Raw genomic sequence first — 18,860 nt, 5'->3', positions numbered from 1 at the left:
GCCGCAGGCTCGATGCCTTCCCTTCTCCCCTTGTGGGAGAAGGTGGCGCGAAGCGCCGGATGAGGGGTTAGCTCCGCAAATTCAGACGCAGAAGTTTCACTCGGAGAGAGAGACCCCTCACCCGTCTCACCGCTACGCGGTGAGCCACCCTCTCCCACAAAGGGGAGAGGGTGCAGCGAGCTCGCGGCTGCTATCTCTGCCCAAACACCCGGTCCAGCGCCGCGTCATACGCCGCTTGCACGAGTTGCGGATGCAGCTTGGCCAGCGCTTCCATCATCACGCCGGAATTGATCTCGAGCACTTTCCACTCGCCATCCACGCGGACCACGTCGATCGACGCAAAGACGATACCGATGGCGCGCGCGGCATCGCTCGCCAGCTTCGCGCAGGCGGTGCGAATGTCGCCATCCTCCAGCAGCACCGGCTTTGCGCCGGCATCGAGATTGTGCCGCCAATCCGTGCCACGCTGCTTGCTGTAGACGATGAGGGGTTCATCTCCGAGCAGCACCACACGGACCTCGTCCTCGATCGCGGCATAGGGCGAGATCACGAGCCCGGCGCTCATTGAAAACACCTCGCCAGCCGCGTGGTCGAGTTCGGCCGCCGTCGTCACCTTGAACACCGCGCGCCCCGATGTCCCCTCGTTCGGCTTCACCACCACGCCTTGCGGATTCTGAGCCAGCAGCGCGAGCATCTGCTGGCGCCAATCGGCACCGGCGACGTGCACGCCCAGTTTTGGGTTGAGGAAGAGGTGATGGGAAATGCAGGGAACGCCCGCCAACGCCAGCGCCTCTGATGTCGCCGATTTGTCGTTGGCGAGGCGATGGGCGATGGCGCTGTTGAGGCCGATGTCGTAGCCGAAGGCAAAGCGCCGCTCACCGCCCCGGCGCATCGCGATCAGCCAGCCATCGGCGCGGACATCGACCGCGATGCCATGGCCCGCGCAATAGCGCCTGATCGCCTGGACGAAGATTCGCTCGTCGCTTGCCGCCATGTGTTTCTGTCGCGTTTCAGACGTTCCTGGCGCCAAAAGCCGCAAAAATGCGGGAAACGGCGCCGAACCGGGGTGAAAGTCAGAGCTATTCTTAATGAAATTCTCGCGAGCGCGATGGAAATTAAGTGCTGCATTCGAACGCTGCAGGGAAAAGAAATTGCCCGCGGCGCGCGCCCGGCAGCAGATTCATTAACAATATGGCCAATTCCGCCGCAAATGCCGGTTTGACCGGCATCAATTGCATCCGGAACGAGGTTGATTATTGGTCTCAATGGCGTAGATCACACACGCGAAATCCTCCGCCATGGCAATGGTGTCCGCCCCGTTTCAGGGCCGGGCAACGCTTTTGCCCTAAAACCGCAATTATTCGGAATATCGAAAATCATGAGCGCGTTTTACCGAGAGAAGGTTCTTTCCGTCCAGCACTGGACCGACACGTTGTTCAGCTTCCGCGCCACGCGCGATACCGGCTTCCGCTTCCAGAACGGCCAGTTCGCGATGATCGGCCTCGAGATCGACGGCCGTCCGCTGCTGCGCGCCTACAGCATGGCGAGCGCCAACCACGAGGAAGAGCTCGAGTTCTTCTCGATCAAGGTTCAGGACGGCCCGCTGACCTCGCGTCTGCAGAAGATCAAGGAAGGCGACACCATCCTGGTCGGCCGCAAGGCGACCGGCACGCTGATCACCGATAACCTCCTTCCCGGCAAGCGGCTGATGCTGCTCTCGACCGGAACGGGCCTCGCGCCGTTCGCGAGCCTGATCAAGGACCCCGAGGTCTATGAGCAGTTCGAGTCCATCGTGCTGGTGCACGGCTGCCGCCAGGTCTCCGAGCTCGCCTATGGCGAGAAGCTGGTCGCTTCCTTGCGCGAGGACGAGCTGTTCGGCGAGCTGCTCGCGGACAAGCTGATCTACTACCCGACCGTGACCCGCGAGCCGTTCAGGAATCGCGGCCGCATCACTGACCTCATCAACTCCGAGCAGATCTTCAACGATATCGGGCAATCGCCCCTCGACATCGCCACCGACCGCATCATGATGTGCGGCAGCCCGGGGATGCTCGAAGAGCTGAAGGTGATGTTCGAAGGCCGCGACTTCATCGAAGGCAGCGGCAACAAGCCCGGCCATTTCGTGATCGAGAAGGCGTTCGTCGAGCGGTAAGCTCTGGTCGCCGTGTTGCCGAACACTTAGCGATCCACTCCGGTGTCGTCCCGGACAAGCGCGCCTAAGCGCGCGCCGATCCGGGACCCATACCCAACAGCCGCGGTTATGCGAAGTCTCGGAGTGACGGCTTTTTCACCATGGACCCCTGTGGTTATGGATCCCGGGTCTGCGCTGACGCTTGCCCGGGACGACAGCTCAGTTGTGGTGGGGACTGTTGCCTCCACCAGTCCCCGTTTCCATCCCATTCTGCTGCACTGCAAAACCTATCCTCTCGGCTGAGTGATTTATCTCGGCCGAATTCGCTAGCCTGAAACAAGGGCCGCGTCATATCCGTATGACAGGCAAGGGCGTATCGTACGGCCTCATGCTGGCGAGAGGATGGGAATCGTGGCCGACGACACCAAGACGCAGGACTCCTCCCGACACTCATCCCCCAAACGCCTGCCGCTGGCGGAGGAGGGGATCATGGAGACCCTGCTGCTGCCATTCTCGCCGCGCTACATCGTGCTGACGATCTGCGCGGTCGTCACCGCGCTCCTGATCGGCATCGGCATCGCCGACCGCAAGATCTTCGACATCCTGCTGGTGCCGATCCTGATCTTCGGCGCGCTGACGCTGCTCGGCGTCCGCGATCTCCTGCAGAAGAGCCACGCGGTGCTGCGCAACTATCCGATTTCGGCGCATATCCGCTTCCTGCTCGAAGAGATCCGCCCGGAGATGCGGCAATATTTCTTCGAGAGCGAGAAGGACGGCATGCCGTTCTCGCGCGACACCCGCGCGGTGGTCTATCAGCGCGCCAAGATGGAGCTCGACAAGCGTCCGTTCGGCACCCAGGAGGACGTCTACCGCCAGGGCTACGAGTGGATGCATCACTCGGTTTCGCCGAAGGCGCATGCCGCGGAAAAATTCCGCATCAGCATCGGCGGTCCCGACTGCAAGAAGCCCTATTCGGCTTCGGTGTTCAACATTTCCGCGATGAGCTTTGGCGCGCTCAGCCCCAACGCAGTGCGTGCGCTCAATGCCGGCGCCAGGAAGGGCGGCTTTGCGCACGACACCGGCGAGGGTGGTGTCAGCCCTTATCATCGCGAGATGGGCGGCGACATCATCTGGGAGATCGGCTCCGGCTATTTCGGCTGCCGACACCCCGACGGCACCTTCGATCCCGAAGCGTTCGCGCGCGTTGCCGGTGACGACCAGATCAAGATGGTCGAGCTCAAGGTCAGCCAGGGCGCCAAGCCCGGCCACGGCGGCGTGCTGCCGGCGGCAAAGGTCTCGGAGGAGATCTCCAAGATCCGCGGCGTCGCGATGGGCGAGGACTGCATCTCGCCGGCCTCGCATCGCGCCTTCTCCACCCCGGCCGGCATGATGCAGTTCATCGCCGAGATGCGCCGCCTGTCCGGCGGCAAGCCGGCCGGCTTCAAGCTGTGCGTCGGCCATCCCTGGGAATTCCTGGCGATCTGCAAGGCGATGATTCAGACCGGCATCTATCCTGATTTCATCGTCGTCGACGGCAACGAAGGCGGCACCGGCGCGGCGCCGCTGGAATTCATGGATCATCTGGGCATGCCGATGCGCGAGGGCGTCAATTTCGTCCACAACGCGCTGATCGGCATCAATGCGCGCGACCGCATCAAGATCGGAGCGTCCGGCAAGATCGCGACCGCCTTCGACATGGCGCGCGCGATGGCGATCGGCGCCGACTATTGCAACTCGGCGCGCGGCTTCATGTTCTCGCTCGGCTGCATCCAGTCGCTGAGCTGCCACACCGACCGCTGCCCGACCGGAGTGGCGACGCAGGACCCGACGCGCGCGCGTGCGCTTTACGTGCCGCTCAAGATCGACCGCGTGCACAATTATCATCACGCCACCCTGCATTCGCTGACCGAGCTGATCGCCGCGGCGGGCCTCGAGCATCCGCAGCAGCTGCGCCCGATTCACTTCACCCAGCGCACCTCGACCACCGATGTGAGATCCTTTGCGCAGCTCTATCCGGCGCTGCGCCCTGGCGAGCTGCTCGAAGGCACCGAAGACCCACGTTTCCGCGACGCTTGGCGGATGGCACAGGCGGAAACGTTCCAGCCGGCGCTGTAAGGCATCGTTCGGCCCGTGGCGAGACCTGCCCGGCCCGCGCACATTCGCCGCGAGCGCAGCTGGCATCTAGGATTTTGTTCAACTTTGGGTGTATATTGTGCCCATGGACGAACGGCGCGACAAGGCAAGACATCGCGTGCTGAAGGCCGGAACGATCGAGTTCGGCGGCGGCGCGATCGACTGCACCGTCCGCAACCTCTCCGATACCGGTGCTGCGCTCGACGTCACCAGCCCGGTCGGCATCCCCGAGCATTTCACCCTGTTCGTCCAAGCCGACGGAACGCACCTGTCGTGCACCGTGATCTGGCGCAAGGAGAAGCGGATCGGCGTGAGGTTCGGGTGACCATGAGCGGGCGCGGGCTATCGCTCAATTTCAGCCCGTCTCGACCTCACTCAACCGGCTCGCCAGGATCTTGTCGATCCTTCGCCCGTCGAGATCGACCACCTCGATGTGCCAGCCGCCGAAATCGAAGGCATCGCCGGTATCAGGCAGCACGTTGAACTGTTGCAGCACCAGGCCCGCCACCGTGTTGTAGCGGTGCGGCGGCAATTCGACGCCGAGCAATTCGCCGAATTCGTCGACCGGCATCCAGCCGGAGATCAGCAGCGAATCGTCGGCGCGCCTGACAAAGGCGGGCTCCGGCGGTCCGGCCTCTGAATGGAAGGCGCCGACGATCGATTCGAGGATGTCGGCGGCCGTCACCATGCCTTCGAAGCCGCCATATTCGTCGTAGACGAAACCGACGTGGACTGGCGCGGCTTTCAGGATGGTCAGCACGTCGCGCGCGTCTGCCGACGCCGGGATGCCTGGCGCCTCGCGCACCAGCGCGCGCAGGTCCGGGTTGCGTTCGTTCATATAGGCGATCAGCAGGTCCTTGGCCTGGAGCACGCCGATCGGTTTGTCGCGGTCGCCGTCGGAGACGGGAAAGCGCGAATGCGGGCTCTTGGCGATGATCTCCCGAATGGCCGCCGGGTCGTCGTTGAGGTCGATCTCGTCGACCTCCGTGCGCGGCGTCATCACCGCGCCAACCGGCCGGTCGCCGAGCCGCATCACGCCGGCGATCATCTCCCTCTCACCGGGCTCGAGCACGCCCGCGCTCTCGGCCTCGCTGACGAGGTGGTGGATCTCGTCCTCCGAGACCTTCTCCTCGGCCTTGCCGCCGCGGCCGAGCAGCGTGAGGATCAGCCTGCCCGAGAGATCGAGCAGAAAGACCAGCGGCAGCGAGACCTTCGCAAGCACGTGCATGGTGGGCGCGACCCTGACCGCGATGCTTTCGGGGTCGCGCAGCGCCACCTGTTTCGGCACCAGCTCACCGACGATCAGGGTGGCGTAGGTGATCAGCGTCACGACGATGCCGACGCCGACGATGTCGGCAATTCCCGTGGACAGACCGAGCTCGAGCAGCCATTGCGTCAGCCGCTGTCCGAGCGTCGCGCCGGAGAACGCGCCGGAGAGCACGCCGACCAGCGTGATGCCGATCTGCACCGTCGAGAGGAACTTGCCGGGATCGGCTGCCAGTGTCAGCGCCCGCTCGGCGCCGCGCACGCCCTTGGCGGCGAGCAGCGACAGCCGGGCCGGTCGGGACGAGACCACGGCCAGCTCTGACATGGACAAGAGGCCGTTGATGACGATCAGGACGACGACGATGACGAGTTCGACCGAGAGCATTGACGTTCCGAGGTAAATGAGTGTGGCCGAATAGGTCGGCACACGGCTTGATATAGGTATGCGGCGAAGAAATGCCGGCAATTTTGCCGCGTTTGACGCCCCGAGGGAACCGCGCGGCCGCGGGCCTCGATATGCTTTGCGCGAGTTCCCGTGGAACTACGGGGCTGCCGTTGCTTAACGGGCTCTTAGTGGCCGGCCGGCTAGGTTTTCGACATTGCAGAAATGTATTCGGGGGACCCAGGATGCGGATCGGGAAGCTTTTCGCGCTGTCGATGCTGACGGTGACGGTGTTTGCAGTCATCCTCGGCGCCGAGGTGCTGATACCCCAGACGCGCATCTTCACGAACCGCTCCGACGCGATCAAGACCGTCGATGCCTTTGGTGCGACGCTGATGGCCAGCCAGCATGTCGCCAGCCTTCGCGCTCCCTATATCGGTCCGATCTTCCAGGAAGGCGCCGCAACACCGGCACAGCTCGAAGCTGCCACGAAGGCTGCGAAAGCCGCCGAGGCGGGCTTCGAGGCCGCAAGACGCGCCGTCATGGTGCTGGATGACGGCGGCGCGATTGCGGAGAATCTCGACCGTGCCGCGCGGCGGCTGAAGGAGGTCACCAACGCTGCCGATCGCGCGATGGGCGTTCCCCTGGCGGCGCGCGACAGTGCCGCGACAAAGGGCTTCCTCCCCGGTGTTGCCGACGTCATCGGCAACATCGAACCGGTCATGAACCGGCTCGAGGCGAAAGTCATCAACGCCGATTCCTCGCTCGCGGCGCTGTTGAGCCTGGCACGGACGGCCCAGGATCTGCGTGTTGCGGCCGGCAGCCGAGCCGCCACGCTGTCCCCGGCGCTGTCGGCGAGCCGCCCGCTCACGGCGAGCGAATTGTCGCTGATGGATCGCATGCAAGGCCGCGTGGAGGCCGACCGCGAGCGCATCGAGGCAGGCATCGACCAGCTCGGAAATCCCTCCCGCATCGCGACCGCGCTGAAGGCGGCAACGGAATCGTATTTTGGAAAAGCTGCGGCTGCCGTCGACAAGGAGATTCCCGCAGCCCGGAGTGACGGCAAGTACAGCAGCAACGCCGACGAACTGGCGAAGGTCATCGTGCCGGCCATCCAGATGTTCTACGGCGTGCGCGATGCCGCCTTGGCCGAAGCTTCCGAACGCGCCTCGGCGTCGCGCGATGGCGCGCTGGCGATGCTCGCGCTCGGCGGTGTCGCCGTGCTGGCGCTGCTGGGGACGCTCGGTGCCGTGACCATGATGCTGCGCAGACGCGTGGTGACGCCGCTCAGCCGGCTCGCGGACGTGATCGGAACGCTTGCTGCCGGACAGCACGAGGTCGAGATCCCCGCGACGGGCCGCAATGACGAGATCGGCCAGGTGGCGGGTTCGCTGCAGCATTTCAAGGATTCACTGCTCGCCAAGAAGGCCGCCGACGAGGCGGCCGCGGTCGAGGCCGACGCGAAGCTGCGGCGCAGCCAGCGCATGGACCAGATCGCGCGCGATTTCGAAGCCATGATCGGCGACGTGATCAACACGGTGTCGTCGGCTTCCTCGGAGCTGGAAGTGTCCGCGGGAACGCTGACGAGCACGGCCGATCAATCGGAAAAGGTCACCGCGACCGTCGCGGCCGCTTCCGAACAGGCCTCCACCAACGTGCAAACCGTTGCCGCGGCGGCCGAGGAGATGGCCTCGTCGGTCGACGAGATCAGCCGGCAGGTGCAGGATTCCGCGCGCATCGCCGGCGAGGCGGTGCAGCAGGCGGGGCGGACCAACGATTATGTCGGCGAGCTCGCCAAGGCCGCGGGGCGGATCGGCGACGTCGTCGAGCTCATCAGCCAGATCGCGGGCCAGACCAATCTTCTGGCTCTCAACGCCACCATCGAGGCGGCGCGCGCCGGCGAGGCCGGGCGCGGCTTTGCGGTGGTCGCCTCCGAGGTCAAGGCGCTGGCCGAGCAGACCGCCAAGGCCACCGGCGAAATCAGCCAGCAGATCACAGGAATCCAGACCGCGACGGAGGACTCCGTCGGCGCCATCAGGTCGATCAGTGACACCATCTCCCGCATGTCCGAGATTGCGTCCGCAATCGCCGCGGCGGTCGAGGAGCAGGGCGCAGCGACACGGGAGATTTCCCGCAACGTGCAGCAGGCCGCGCGCGGCACCCAGCAGGTTTCCGCCAGCATCGTCGACGTGCAGCGCGGCGCGAGCCAGACCGGATCAGCCTCCGCCAACGTGCTCACCTCTGCGCGATCCCTGTCCGGCGAGAGCACGCGCCTCAAGGTCGAGGTCGGAAAATTCCTGGACGCGATCCGGGCGGCTTAGACTGCGTGGTGGCATCAGGGCTAGTTGCCATAACGGAGGTCAGCTCTCTCTCCCGCAAGCGGGAGAGGTGAAACGGCCACCACCTGATTTCGCCGCACTCGCGCCGCCGCTCAGAATTCGCCGTGCAGCCTCCCCGAAAACACCGACACCGGTCCGCGGTCGGCATTGTAGGCGGGGTTGACGATGAGTTGGTAGTCGGCGGTGAGCGTCAGATTCTTGTTCAGCGCATAGGCGTAATAGGTTTCGAGGATGCGCTCCTTGCGGTAGTTAAGCGCGCCGTCGCCGATCAACACGCCGAGGCCGCCGGCGGCGAGGAAGTCGCGGTAGTCCTGCGAAATCGCGTTGATCGCGCCGCCGACGCCGACCACGTCGTCGGGCCGGCCCCACTTCGTGCCCTTGATCGAAAGGCCAGCCGACAGGCTGCGGTTGATGTCGGTGAAGGCGAGCGTTTCGCTCTTGCCGTCGTTCCAGCTCCAGCGGCTGAACAGTCCGACATCCTCGGTGATCGCCTGCTCGAGGTTGACGACATAGCCGACCTTGATGCGGCCGCGCCGGGTCTGCGCGATGTCGAGATTGAGCGCGGGATTGTTCAGCGTCTCGCGGAAGCTGCCCATATTGGCACTGTCGAGCCAGCCCATGGTCCTGAGCTTGCCGGGTTGGCCGAACAGCGAGAAGCGCGTCTCGAGCTCGATCACGTACTGGCCGCGCTCCCCGACCTTGGTGTCGAAATGATTTGCATTGGGCTCCGCGACCATCAGGAAATAGCCGCCGCGCAGCGCCCATAGCTTCTGATTGAGCTCGGCGGTGACGCCGTAGGTGAGGCCGACCTTGTCGGCGGAATAGTCGAAGGCGCCAGGCGCCCACAGCGACCAGTTCATGAAATCCTTGCGCGTGTCCTTGGCGTAGGCATTGCCGTCGAACACGTCGACCACCGCGAACTTGCCGGCCTGCACTGTGAGGCGGGACACGTCGACCTTTTGCCCGAGCTGCAACTGGCCGCTGGCGAGCTCTTCCTGCTCGCCGCCGAAACCGAAGGTCTGGCGCACGAACAGGCGCGAGGTGTTGTAGTGCGGATAGGGGAAGTTCGACTTCTGCGCCTCGCCGTTGGGAAAGCCGGCCGCGCCGACCGTGTCGCTCAATCCAAATCCCTGAAGCAGTTCGGGATTGTAATAGACCTCGCCGCCGTCCCACAGCCGCGCGTTCAGAAACAGGCTGTTGCTCCAGGTCGCCTTGGCTTGCCGCGACGGCGTGAGCGAGTTCGGTCCGGTGTAGAGCGCGGGGAATGAGGGATAACCTTGCGGCAGATAGGTGCTCTGGCCGTGGATCTCCCAGCGATCCGATTCGGTGTCGATCAGGGAGCTTTTCGGATTGTAGCTGGGCATGCCCGGCCAATCGACCTTGCGGTTGAGGCCGAGCCTGACCTGCTGGAAGTCCAGCGACGAGGAGCTGTATTGGGCCCCCGTGGAGAAGGCGACATTGGCGCCGTCGAAGCGGCTGTAGAGATATTCGAGCCGTGCGCTCCAATGCGGCGCGAAGCCGTATTCGACACCGGCACCGGCGATCCAGCCGGGCCGCGTGTTCAGGATTTTCGGGACTTCGGCGCCGGAGGCCGGCGCGTCGAAATAGCGCTCGCCCATCCAGGCAAAGCCGCCGGTGGCATAGACGAGCCACGGACCGCTGGTATAGCCGACGCGGCCGCGCAGGCTGGCGGCGTAGTCCCATTGCTGGGTGACGGTGTTGCCGGGCGTCGCCAGGAAGGAGACGATCGAATTCGACGTGATGTAGTTGGGAAACGTGAAATCGCCTTCGACGCCGACCAGCCAGCCGGAATTGAGCCGGTAATTGTAGCCGGCCTGCACGCCGCCGATCATGCCGCTGAAGACGCCGTTATCGTTGATCCCTGTGCCGTCGTTCAGCGCAAAGTGCGATGAGCCGCGGCCGTAGCCGGCATGCGCGCCGATATAGAGGCCGGTCCAGTCATAGACAGCTCTCAGCGCCGGCGCCTTCAGCGGCAGATCGGCCGCACGGCCCACGGCGGGAAAAGAAAGCACGCCCGAGGCAATCGCCGCGGCCGTCCGCAAGTACCTGTAACGGTGACCTCTCAACGTCAAAACGCACGCCCCCAAACGCGAATGGAATCCATCCGCCGCGACATCCCTGCCGATTCGCAGCGGTCCTGTCATCAGCCTTGGTTGCTCGCGTCATCGAGATGATCTCGATTCGACGCGATTTCGTCCCAAGTTCCTGAACTTGCGCGAACCTTATTGCGATTAATTCGCAATAGCAACTGATGAAGATTGCCGCACGCGATGGTTCGCACTGCTGTGTGACGGGACGGCAACAAACTCCCGGCAAAAAAAGAATGACCCGCCCGGGGGGACAACCGGGCGGGTCGGGGGCACGACACGGGGTGGATGAGGCGCCCGTGTCGGACGCAGGATCCACGTAAGATCGGCCTCAGGTACTCAGATCAGTAGCAGGTACGAACGCGGCCGACGTACTGGCCGAAGGCGTTGTACTGGGCGACCCAGCCGCAGCGGTGATAGCCGTAGTAATAGGGGTCGTTGTTGGCGGCGATCGCGGAGCCGACGACGGCGGCGGTCGCGATGCCGGCACCGACACCCCAGACCCAACCGGGCTGCTTGGCTTCGGCCGAGGAAGTGGTGGACACGATGCTGCCGGTGACGGCGAGGGTCGCGAGAGCGAGAGCGGCAATCTTGGTCTTGATCGACATGTGAAACTCCATCCGAGGTTGAGGCGGTCCCGTTGTGGCCCGCGTGCCCAGTTTGACGGAGGCTCCCCGTGTCCGGTTCGAACGCGGCAAATCCGTTCCCGGAGAAAGGAGTTTTTGTAAATGATTACAATAGGATGTCGGCTAGCCGAGCGGCCCCTTGGCGAGCCTGTTCACGTCGAAGTTATCGACCTCGCTGAGGAGCTCGCAAAAAGCACGAGCGCCTTGATCGATCAGCTGCTCGCCCTTCGCCGCCACGGCCAATGTCGCATTGCCGACGGCACCGCTGGCGTTGAGATCCTGTGCCTGCCAGGCGAAGGGCGCCGGCCGCTGCGTCGACAGCCAGCGATATTGCTTTTCCAGCGCCACGCTGCTCGCGGGAAAATCCGCGATCGCCTCCTTGCGCACCTGATCGGGAAAGCGCGCCAGCATGATCGAGGTTTCGACCGCGCCGCCATGAATGCCGTGGCGCACCTCGTCGGCCGGGAACAATGTGTCGGCGCCTGACAGCCGCGACCATGACGTCGTCACCACGAACAGTTTCTGATGCGCGCGCAGATCCTGCGCGATCAGCATCATGGCCGCGCTGTTGCCACCATGGCTTGTGATGATGACGAGCTTCTTCACGCCGCGACGCGCGACGTCCTCGCCGATCCCGGTCCATCGCTTCAGCGCGGTTTCAGTCGGCAGCGTTTGCGTGCCGGGATAGTCGATATGCTCGGTGGAAATCCCGACCGGTTCGACGGGAAGAAAACTGGCCGGAACGTTGTCGGGCAGAAGCTCGCGCACGCGCGCAAGATAGGCGTTCGCGATCAGCACGTCGGTCTCGAACGGCAGATGCGGGCCGTGCTGCTCGGTCGCCGCCAGCGGCAGCACCGCGATCCAGCGCGACAATTCCGTAGGGGTTGTCTCGGCCCAGCGGATTTCGGTCCAGTCGCGGGATGGCATCATTGAGTTTTCTTTGGAGGTTTCATTGCCCGAATTTGTCACGTAATTTGGGGTATCAGGGGATGCGGGCCCGGCCGGCTCGCGTCCCCTGACGTCATGCGGTTTTATCGCGTTGCGTTCACATGAGCCAGAAGCGATTGGCCAGAAGCGATCGACGGAGTGCCATTATGACCCCCTTTCATCTGCGCAGAGCGTTCATTGCGGGCTTGATGGCTGCTTTCGCCTGCAGTGTCGAGGCGCGTGCCGAGACGCTGGACAAGGTCACCTTCGGCACCAACTGGGTCGCCGAGGCCGAGCATGGCGGCTTCTTCCAGGCGGTCGCCGACGGCACCTACAAGAAATACGGCCTCGACGTCACCATCGTTCCCGGCGGTCCCAACGAGAACAACCGGATGCTGCTGATTGCCGGCAAGATCGATTTCTTCATGGCCGCGAACACGCTGATGTCGTTCGACGCGGTCGCCAACAACGTCCCCGTCGTGACCATCGCCGCGATCTTCCAGAAAGATCCGCAGGTGATGCTGACGCAGCCGGATGCCAAGGTCAGCAAGATCGAGGACCTCAAGCCGCTGACGCTGTTCGTCTCCAAGGAGGGCATGACCAGCTATTTCCAGTGGCTGAAGTCCGAATACGGCTTCAACGAGAAGAACGTGCGGCCCTATAATTTCAATCCGCAACCCTTCATCGCCAATCCCAAGAGCGCGATGCAGGGCTATGTCACCTCCGAGCCCTTCGCGGTCGAGAAGGCCGCCGGCTTCAAGCCGAACGTGCTGCTGCTCGCCGATTACGGCTTCAACACCTATTCGACCCTGATCGAGACGCGCCGCGACGTGGTCGAGAAGAAGCCCGATTTGGTGCAGCGTTTCGTCGATGCCTCCATGATCGGCTGGTACAATTACATCTACCGCGACAATTCCGCCGGCAATGCCATGATCAAGAAGCTCAATCCGGAGATGACCGACGACCTGCTCGCTTATTCCGTCGCCAAGATGAAGGAGCATGGCATCATCGATTCCGGCGACAGCCTGAAGAACGGCATCGGCGCGATGAGCGACGAGCGCTACACCTCCTTCTTCAACAAGATGGTCAAGGCCGGGGTCGTGAAGCCCGAACTCGACTTCCGCAAATCCTACACGCTGCGCTTCGTCAACAAGGGCGTCGGCGTCGAGCTGCGCCCGAGCAAGCCGTAGCGCAAGCTCGATGTCATCAGGCAAAACCTCGTCCGCGGCCGACGCCGGCCTGACGCATCTCGCCGTCAGCCTGCGCAGCGTGACGAAGACCTATGACAATGGCGTCATGGCGCTCGGCCCGTTCGACCTCACTGTCCGCAAGGGCGAGTTCATCTCGCTGCTGGGTCCGTCCGGCTGCGGCAAGTCGACGGTGCTGCGGCTGATCGCGGAGCTCAGCGCGCCGTCGTCAGGCATCGTGCGGGTGGCGCGTCACGAGGGTGAGGTGCTGCCGGGCCACGGCATCGGCTTCGTGTTTCAGGAGCCGACCCTGATGCCCTGGACCAGTGTGCGCGAGAATGTGCGGCTGCCGCTGAGGCTCGCCGGCGTGCCGAAGGCCGAGGCGCGCGGGCGTGCCGACGCGGCGCTGGCCAGCGTCGGGCTCGCCGATTTCGCCGATGCCTTTCCGCGCGAGCTCTCCGGCGGCATGAAGATGCGGGTGTCGCTGGCGCGCGCGCTGGTCACCGATCCGGATATCCTGCTGATGGACGAGCCGTTCGCCGCGCTCGACGAGATCACGCGCTTCCGCCTCAACAATGATCTGCTCGCGCTGTGGCGCAGCCTCGGCAAGACCGTCATCTTCGTCACCCATTCGGTGTTCGAATCCGTCTATCTGTCGCAACGCGTGGTGGTGATGACGGCGCGGCCCGGCCGCATCCAGGCCGATATCCGCATCGAGACGGTCGAGCCGCGCGGCGAGGCGTTTCGCACCTCCGCGGCCTATTCCGATTATTGCCGGAAGGTCTCGGCGGCGCTGGCGCCATCCTATTCGGGGCAGTCGACGCTATGAACGCGCAGGCCCCCGTCACCGCAAAACCGCGAGGCGCGCAACGCGCGATGCGCTTTGGGCTTCCCGTCATCGTGCTTACGGTCGGCATCCTCGCCTGGGAACTCATGGTCCGCATCAAGGACATCCCGCCTTACGTGCTGCCGGCGCCCTCCGTCATCGTCCTGACGCTCATCAAGGACTGGGCGGTGCTGTCACAATCGCTCGCCACCACGCTGCTGACCACGCTCGAAGGTTTTGCCGCGGCCAGCATCGGCGGCATCGCGCTGGCGCTGTTGTTCAACCAGTCGAAATGGGTGGAATACTCGCTATTTCCCTATGCGATCGTCCTCCAGGTCACCCCTGTCATCGCGATTGCGCCGCTGCTCCTGATCTACCTGGAGCAGCAAACCGCAGTCGTCGTCTGCGCCTTCATTGTCGCCTTCTTCCCGGTGCTGTCCAACACCACGCTCGGGCTGAATTCGGTCGATCGCAACCTTGCCGGCCTGTTCCAGCTCTATGGCGCCTCTAGGCCGCAGACGCTGCGCTTTCTCAAGCTGCCCGCGGCACTGCCCTACATTCTCGGCGGCCTGCGCATCGCAGGCGGCCTGTCGCTGATCGGCGCGGTCGTGGCCGAGATCGCGGCCGGAACAGCGGGCGCCGGCTCCGGGCTTGCCTACAGGATCGCGGAATCAGGCTATCGATTGAACATACCCCGCATGTTCGCAGCGCTGCTTTTGTTGTCGCTTGCCGGGATTGTCATCTATGGGGTGCTGGCGCTAGTTTCGCACCTCGTTTTACGGCGCTGGCATGAGAGCGCGCTTGGAAAGGAAAACTGATGGCTGCCGGTTCGATTTCGTCCGAAAAGATCGACCTTCTGATCTATGGGCCGGTGCGGCCGATCCTCGAGAACGGGTTTTCCGACCATTTCGTCGTGCACAAGGCCGAGACGCACGGCGACCTCGAACGGCTGACGCCGGCGATCCGCGAGAAAATCCGCGGCGTCGCCGTGACCTATCACACCGTCCGTGCCGACAAGGGTTCGCTGTCGCAGCTGCCCAAGATCGAGATGGTGGCAAGCTTCGGCGTCGGCTACGATCACGTCGACGCCAAATACGCGGCCGAGCACGGCATCATCGTCACCAACACGCCCGACGTGCTGACCGAGGAGGTCGCCGACGTCGCGATGGGCCTGCTGATCTCCACCTTGCGCGAATTCATCAAGGCCGACCGCTACGTGCGCTCCGGGCTCTGGCAGACGCAGAACTATCCGCTCAGCGTCGGCTCGCTGCGTGACCGCAAGGTCGGCATCGTCGGCATGGGCCGGATCGGGCAGGCCATCGCGCGCCGGCTCGATGCCTCGCTGGTGCCGGTGGTCTACCACTCGCGAAACCCGTCCAAGGACGTCTCCTACAAGCACTACCCTGATCTGATCGAGATGGCGAAGGCGGTGGACACCTTGATGGTGATCGTGCCCGGCGGCGCCTCGACCAACAAGATGATCAATGCCGAGGTGCTGAAGGCGCTCGGCCCGCGCGGTGTGCTGGTCAACGTCGCACGCGGCTCGGTGGTCGACGAGCCGGCGCTTGTGCAGGCGCTCAAGTCGGGCACCATCCTGGCCGCCGGCCTTGACGTGTTCGCGGCGGAGCCGACCGTGCCGGACGAGCTCACGACCATGCAGAACGTCGTGCTGCTGCCGCATATCGGCTCGGCCTCGGTGGTGACGCGCAACGCGATGGACCAGCTCGTGGTCGACAACCTCAAGTCATGGTTCTCGGGCAAGGCGCCGCTGACGCCGGTTGCCGAAACGCCGTTCAAGGGGCGCTGATGAAAATTCTTCGGGTCGTTGCATTCGCCGTCGCGGCCCACGTGGCCGCGATCGGCACTGCGCCTGCGCAGGATGCAACGAGCCTGAAGAAGGAGATGCTCGGGCAGTGGGAGCTCTCGACCACCGAGCGCAGCAAGACCTGCGTCGTCACGATGAAGGGCGACGTCGCAGGGCAGGGCTTCAAGCTCGAGCTGGAGCCGGCCTGCAAGGCGGCACTGCCCTTCACCAAGGACATCGTCGCCTGGAGCGTCAGGGGTCTCGACATCGTCCGTCTGCAGGATGCGAGCGGTGAAGCCGTGATCGACTTCACCGAGGTCGAGGCCGGCATCTTCGAGGGCCTGCGCCAGGGCGAGGGCGTCTACATCCTGCAGGATCTCGCCGCGGCCCGCTCGATGGCCAAGTCGATGGACCAGATGATCGGCGACTGGTCGATGGTGCGCGGCAACGGCCAGCCGGTCTGCGGGCTGACGCTGACCAACACCGAAGCCGGCCAGGACAATTTCCAGGTCTTCGTCAAGCCGAAATGCGACGCGGCCATCGCGCAGTTCAACCCGACGCAATGGCGGCTCGAGCGCGGCCAGATCATCCTGATGTCGAAATCGGGCAACGTCTGGCAGTTCGAAGCTGACGACAATGCGCAATGGCGGCGCGTCCCCGATACCGCCGATCCCCTGATCATGCTGCGTCAATAGGCGGCCCGACATTCGTTGCCGCCGAATGACGCCACGCGAAGGCGGAACCTGCAGACCGGGCATCTCGTTGACGGAAGAGGTGATTTCGTTGGGAGATCCGGCATGGCCAAGCGCGTCCTCGCGATCGGCATCGAACCCGGCAGTGCCGACTACAGCGCATTCCCGCAGCTCACGCCGGAGCTCGTGCGAACCTACATCGAGGCGCAGCTGTTGCGTCTGCGCGATCTCGGCTTCGAGGTCACGAGCTGCCTGATCGATCTCGACGCCACCGCGGAAGCCAGCGTCACGGCGGCACTGCGCGACGAGCGCTTCGACTGTGTCGTGATCGGCGCCGGCCTGCGCGAGCCGAAGGAGCGCCTCGTGCTGTTCGAGAAGGTGCTCAACCTCGTCCACCGCCTCGCGCCTGACGCTGCGATCTGCTTCAACACCACGCCCGCCGATACCGTCGAGGCCGTGCAGCGCTGGGTCGAACCGTAATCTTCGGCCTGGAGGCAAGTGCGCAGCCGGCTCGGCGGCCGCCACGTCTTTTCTGTGGCCTGCATGACATGGTGCATGATACGGTCGCTGCAATCCAGCGTAGAGCATGAACTCTGTTCGGGCCCTTCGATGTTCAGAGCCGTCGTCATCATTGTCCTCGCCTTTGCCCTGTCCGGCTGCGATGCCTTTGGCGCGCTGAAAGACGGAATGCAGCACGCACGGGCCGTGGAGGGCGATCTCGAGCAATCGACCGGCGTCAGGCCGCAGGTCGGTTTCAACTGGCGCAATGGCCGCCTCGCATTGGTGACGGTCATGTTTCCGGGCCTTTATCAGACCAAGCCGTTGGGCGACCTCGCCGGCCTCGTGCGCGAGACGGTGACCAGGGAATTCAAGCAGGCACCGGACGCGATCGTGCTCTCCTTTGCCCTGGGCAAGGGTCCTTCGGCCTGAGGCCCCGCGCTGGCTGCGACAATTGGTCTGGTCCGGCGTCGTCCCGAGCGCTATGACTGGCGGCATCAACCGGGAGGATTCGGGATGCTTCGAGCTGTTGGAATGGCGGTGTGTCTGACGGTTGCGATGGCGGTGCCGGTGCATGAGGCCGCCGCCCAGGATGCCATCGGCGGCGCGATCATCGGCGGCGTCGGCGGGGCGATCCTCGGTGGCGCGCTCGGCGGAGGCCGCGGTGCTGCCATCGGTGCCGTCGTCGGCGCCGGCACGGGCGCCGCGATCGCCTCCGAAGGCGAGCGCCGCCGCTCCGGCTACTACGCCTATCAGCGCGGCTGCTACATGCAGAGGCCGGACGGCTACTACGTCCGGGTCGATCACAGGTATTGCTACTGAGCGATCATCGCGTTCTTGGCGAGCGGCCGCAACGCGCATCGCGACGGACGGTATCTCGCCCTAAATCAACCGCATCCCGCGCAGGCTCGCATGCCCGCTCTTGCCGACGATGATGTGATCGTGCACGGCAATCCCGAGCGGTTTTGCGATGTCGATGATCGCCTTCGTCATCTGGATATCCGCCTGCGAGGGCGAGGGATCGCCTGAGGGATGGTTGTGCACCAGGATCAGCGCGGTCGCCGATAATTCCAGCGCGCGCTTGATCACTTCGCGCGGATAGACCGGGGTGTGGTCGACGGTGCCGGTCTGCTGCACCTCGTCGGCGATGAGCTGGTTGCGCTTGTCGAGGAACAGCAGGCGAAACTGCTCCTTGTCGGCAAAGGCCATGCTGGAGCGGCAATAATCGATCACCTCGTTCCAGGACGACAGCGCGTTGCGGCTGTTGACCTCGCCCTTGCTCACGCGGCTCGCGGCAGCCGCGATCAATTTGAGCTGGTTGATCGCGGCCTCGCCGATGCCGTCAACCTCGCGCAAGCGCGCCACCGGCGCGTGCACGACCTCGGCGAACGAGCCGAAGGTCTTGATCAGCGTCTTCGCGAGCGGCTTGGTGTCGCGCCGCGGCAGCGCCGGAAACAGCGCCATCTCCAGGAGCTCGTAATCGCTCAGCGCATCCGCGCCGGCATTGTAGAAGCGCTCGCGCAGCCGCTCGCGATGGCCGTGATAATGCGGCGCGTCCTCAGGTTTGCTCTTGTCGTGGTCCGGCTTGGCGGGCATCGGCCGCCAGCATCGCCGGGGACCTCTGTTTTTGCAACCGTCAATTAAGATGGCGCGTCAGTGTGTCGGCTGGCGTCTGGTCGGTGCGAGCGGGGGGCGCGCACCGTTAGCCGTGGTTGGCATATGACTGGGCGATGAGCGCCCAATCGCCGCCCCGATCGTAGGCGTTGTCCCGATCTGCGATGGACGACGAAATGGATTGATTAAGAGCGGAAGTTAAGTAGTATGACATCATTTCTACAACTAGCAATTTACGTTGCTGAACTCTGGATATTTGGTCTCTCGTTGAGGTAGCGATACTTCCTCACGGGCAAGCCGCGTCGATATCCTATTGGGCCTCTGGAA

Annotated in this window: 18 protein-coding genes; 12 read left to right on the top strand and 6 right to left on the bottom strand. The window is 64.2% G+C overall.

From position 1 onward, the window contains the following. Positions 1 to 190: 190 nt before the first annotated feature. Positions 191 to 994 (bottom strand): RimK family alpha-L-glutamate ligase, encoded by an 804-nt coding sequence (locus tag A3AS_RS0104625; protein WP_018316427.1) that lies wholly within the window; start codon positions 992 to 994, stop codon positions 191 to 193. 384 nt (positions 995 to 1,378) lie between these two features. Between A3AS_RS0104625 and A3AS_RS0104620 the strand changes: the two genes are divergently transcribed. The 3 genes from A3AS_RS0104620 (at position 1,379) to A3AS_RS0104610 (ending at position 4,589) form a co-directional block, all read left to right on the top strand. After that, positions 1,379 to 2,152 (top strand): ferredoxin--NADP reductase, encoded by a 774-nt coding sequence (locus A3AS_RS0104620; protein WP_018316426.1) that lies wholly within the window; start codon positions 1,379 to 1,381, stop codon positions 2,150 to 2,152. 381 nt (positions 2,153 to 2,533) lie between these two features. Next, complete coding sequence (locus tag A3AS_RS0104615; protein ID WP_018316425.1) at positions 2,534 to 4,246, top strand: FMN-binding glutamate synthase family protein; 1,713 nt, start codon at positions 2,534 to 2,536, stop codon at positions 4,244 to 4,246. Positions 4,247 to 4,349: 103 nt separating this feature from the next. After that, the gene (locus tag A3AS_RS0104610; protein ID WP_018316424.1) at positions 4,350 to 4,589 is read left to right on the top strand and encodes a PilZ domain-containing protein; all 240 of its coding nucleotides are present in this window, start codon (positions 4,350 to 4,352) and stop codon (positions 4,587 to 4,589) included. A 30-nt stretch (positions 4,590 to 4,619) separates the two neighbouring features. Here A3AS_RS0104610 and A3AS_RS0104605 read toward each other — a convergent pair whose 3' ends face one another. Next, the gene (locus A3AS_RS0104605) at positions 4,620 to 5,915 is read right to left on the bottom strand and encodes a hemolysin family protein (protein ID WP_018316423.1); all 1,296 of its coding nucleotides are present in this window, start codon (positions 5,913 to 5,915) and stop codon (positions 4,620 to 4,622) included. A gap of 242 nt (positions 5,916 to 6,157) precedes the next feature. Here A3AS_RS0104605 and A3AS_RS0104600 point away from each other — a divergent pair, with 242 nt between their 5' ends. After that, complete coding sequence (locus tag A3AS_RS0104600; RefSeq protein ID WP_018316422.1) at positions 6,158 to 8,233, top strand: methyl-accepting chemotaxis protein; 2,076 nt, start codon at positions 6,158 to 6,160, stop codon at positions 8,231 to 8,233. Between the two features lie 110 nt (positions 8,234 to 8,343). Here A3AS_RS0104600 and A3AS_RS0104595 read toward each other — a convergent pair whose 3' ends face one another. The 3 genes from A3AS_RS0104595 to A3AS_RS0104585 all read right to left on the bottom strand — a co-directional run bounded on the left by A3AS_RS0104595 (position 8,344) and on the right by A3AS_RS0104585 (position 11,915). After that, positions 8,344 to 10,314, bottom strand: a complete 1,971-nt coding sequence (locus A3AS_RS0104595; protein WP_018316421.1) for a carbohydrate porin — start codon at positions 10,312 to 10,314, stop codon at positions 8,344 to 8,346. A gap of 389 nt (positions 10,315 to 10,703) precedes the next feature. Beyond that, a complete protein-coding gene (locus A3AS_RS0104590) occupies positions 10,704 to 10,967 on the bottom strand; it encodes a hypothetical protein (RefSeq protein ID WP_026201669.1) in 264 nt (87 codons plus the stop codon). Positions 10,968 to 11,108: 141 nt separating this feature from the next. Continuing rightward, positions 11,109 to 11,915 (bottom strand): creatininase family protein, encoded by an 807-nt coding sequence (locus A3AS_RS0104585; RefSeq protein WP_018316419.1) that lies wholly within the window; start codon positions 11,913 to 11,915, stop codon positions 11,109 to 11,111. Positions 11,916 to 12,079: 164 nt separating this feature from the next. On the opposite strand from A3AS_RS0104585, the gene A3AS_RS0104580 reads away from it, so the two are divergent. The 8 genes from A3AS_RS0104580 to A3AS_RS0104545 all read left to right on the top strand — a co-directional run bounded on the left by A3AS_RS0104580 (position 12,080) and on the right by A3AS_RS0104545 (position 17,741). Next, entirely contained in the window at positions 12,080 to 13,102 is a 1,023-nt protein-coding gene (locus A3AS_RS0104580) for an ABC transporter substrate-binding protein (RefSeq protein ID WP_018316418.1), read from the top strand. A 10-nt stretch (positions 13,103 to 13,112) separates the two neighbouring features. Continuing rightward, positions 13,113 to 13,928 (top strand): ABC transporter ATP-binding protein, encoded by an 816-nt coding sequence (locus tag A3AS_RS0104575; RefSeq protein ID WP_018316417.1) that lies wholly within the window; start codon positions 13,113 to 13,115, stop codon positions 13,926 to 13,928. Next, positions 13,925 to 14,743: an ABC transporter permease gene (locus A3AS_RS0104570; protein WP_018316416.1), complete on the top strand. Its 819-nt coding sequence runs from the start codon at positions 13,925 to 13,927 to the stop codon at positions 14,741 to 14,743. Before A3AS_RS0104575 ends, A3AS_RS0104570 begins: the two co-directional genes overlap by 4 nt. Beyond that, entirely contained in the window at positions 14,743 to 15,732 is a 990-nt protein-coding gene (locus A3AS_RS0104565) for a 2-hydroxyacid dehydrogenase (RefSeq protein ID WP_018316415.1), read from the top strand. Before A3AS_RS0104570 ends, A3AS_RS0104565 begins: the two co-directional genes overlap by 1 nt. Further along, positions 15,732 to 16,424, top strand: a complete 693-nt coding sequence (locus A3AS_RS0104560) for an AprI/Inh family metalloprotease inhibitor (RefSeq protein WP_018316414.1) — start codon at positions 15,732 to 15,734, stop codon at positions 16,422 to 16,424. Before A3AS_RS0104565 ends, A3AS_RS0104560 begins: the two co-directional genes overlap by 1 nt. A 102-nt stretch (positions 16,425 to 16,526) precedes the next feature. Further along, positions 16,527 to 16,901: a hypothetical protein gene (locus tag A3AS_RS0104555; RefSeq protein ID WP_018316413.1), complete on the top strand. Its 375-nt coding sequence runs from the start codon at positions 16,527 to 16,529 to the stop codon at positions 16,899 to 16,901. An 18-nt stretch (positions 16,902 to 16,919) separates the two neighbouring features. Beyond that, positions 16,920 to 17,351 (top strand): hypothetical protein, encoded by a 432-nt coding sequence (locus A3AS_RS0104550; protein WP_245283143.1) that lies wholly within the window; start codon positions 16,920 to 16,922, stop codon positions 17,349 to 17,351. 84 nt (positions 17,352 to 17,435) lie between these two features. After that, the gene (locus A3AS_RS0104545; protein WP_026201668.1) at positions 17,436 to 17,741 is read left to right on the top strand and encodes a hypothetical protein; all 306 of its coding nucleotides are present in this window, start codon (positions 17,436 to 17,438) and stop codon (positions 17,739 to 17,741) included. A 60-nt stretch (positions 17,742 to 17,801) separates the two neighbouring features. Here A3AS_RS0104545 and radC read toward each other — a convergent pair whose 3' ends face one another. Beyond that, positions 17,802 to 18,515, bottom strand: a complete 714-nt coding sequence (radC, locus tag A3AS_RS0104540) for a DNA repair protein RadC (protein ID WP_018316410.1) — start codon at positions 18,513 to 18,515, stop codon at positions 17,802 to 17,804. Positions 18,516 to 18,860 lie beyond the last annotated feature (345 nt).

This window comes from Bradyrhizobium sp. WSM2793 (genome assembly GCF_000379585.1).
Classification (GTDB): domain Bacteria; phylum Pseudomonadota; class Alphaproteobacteria; order Rhizobiales; family Xanthobacteraceae; genus Bradyrhizobium.
Note: the sequence above shows the minus strand (reverse complement) of the source record. Positions and strands in the feature narration are given on the sequence as shown.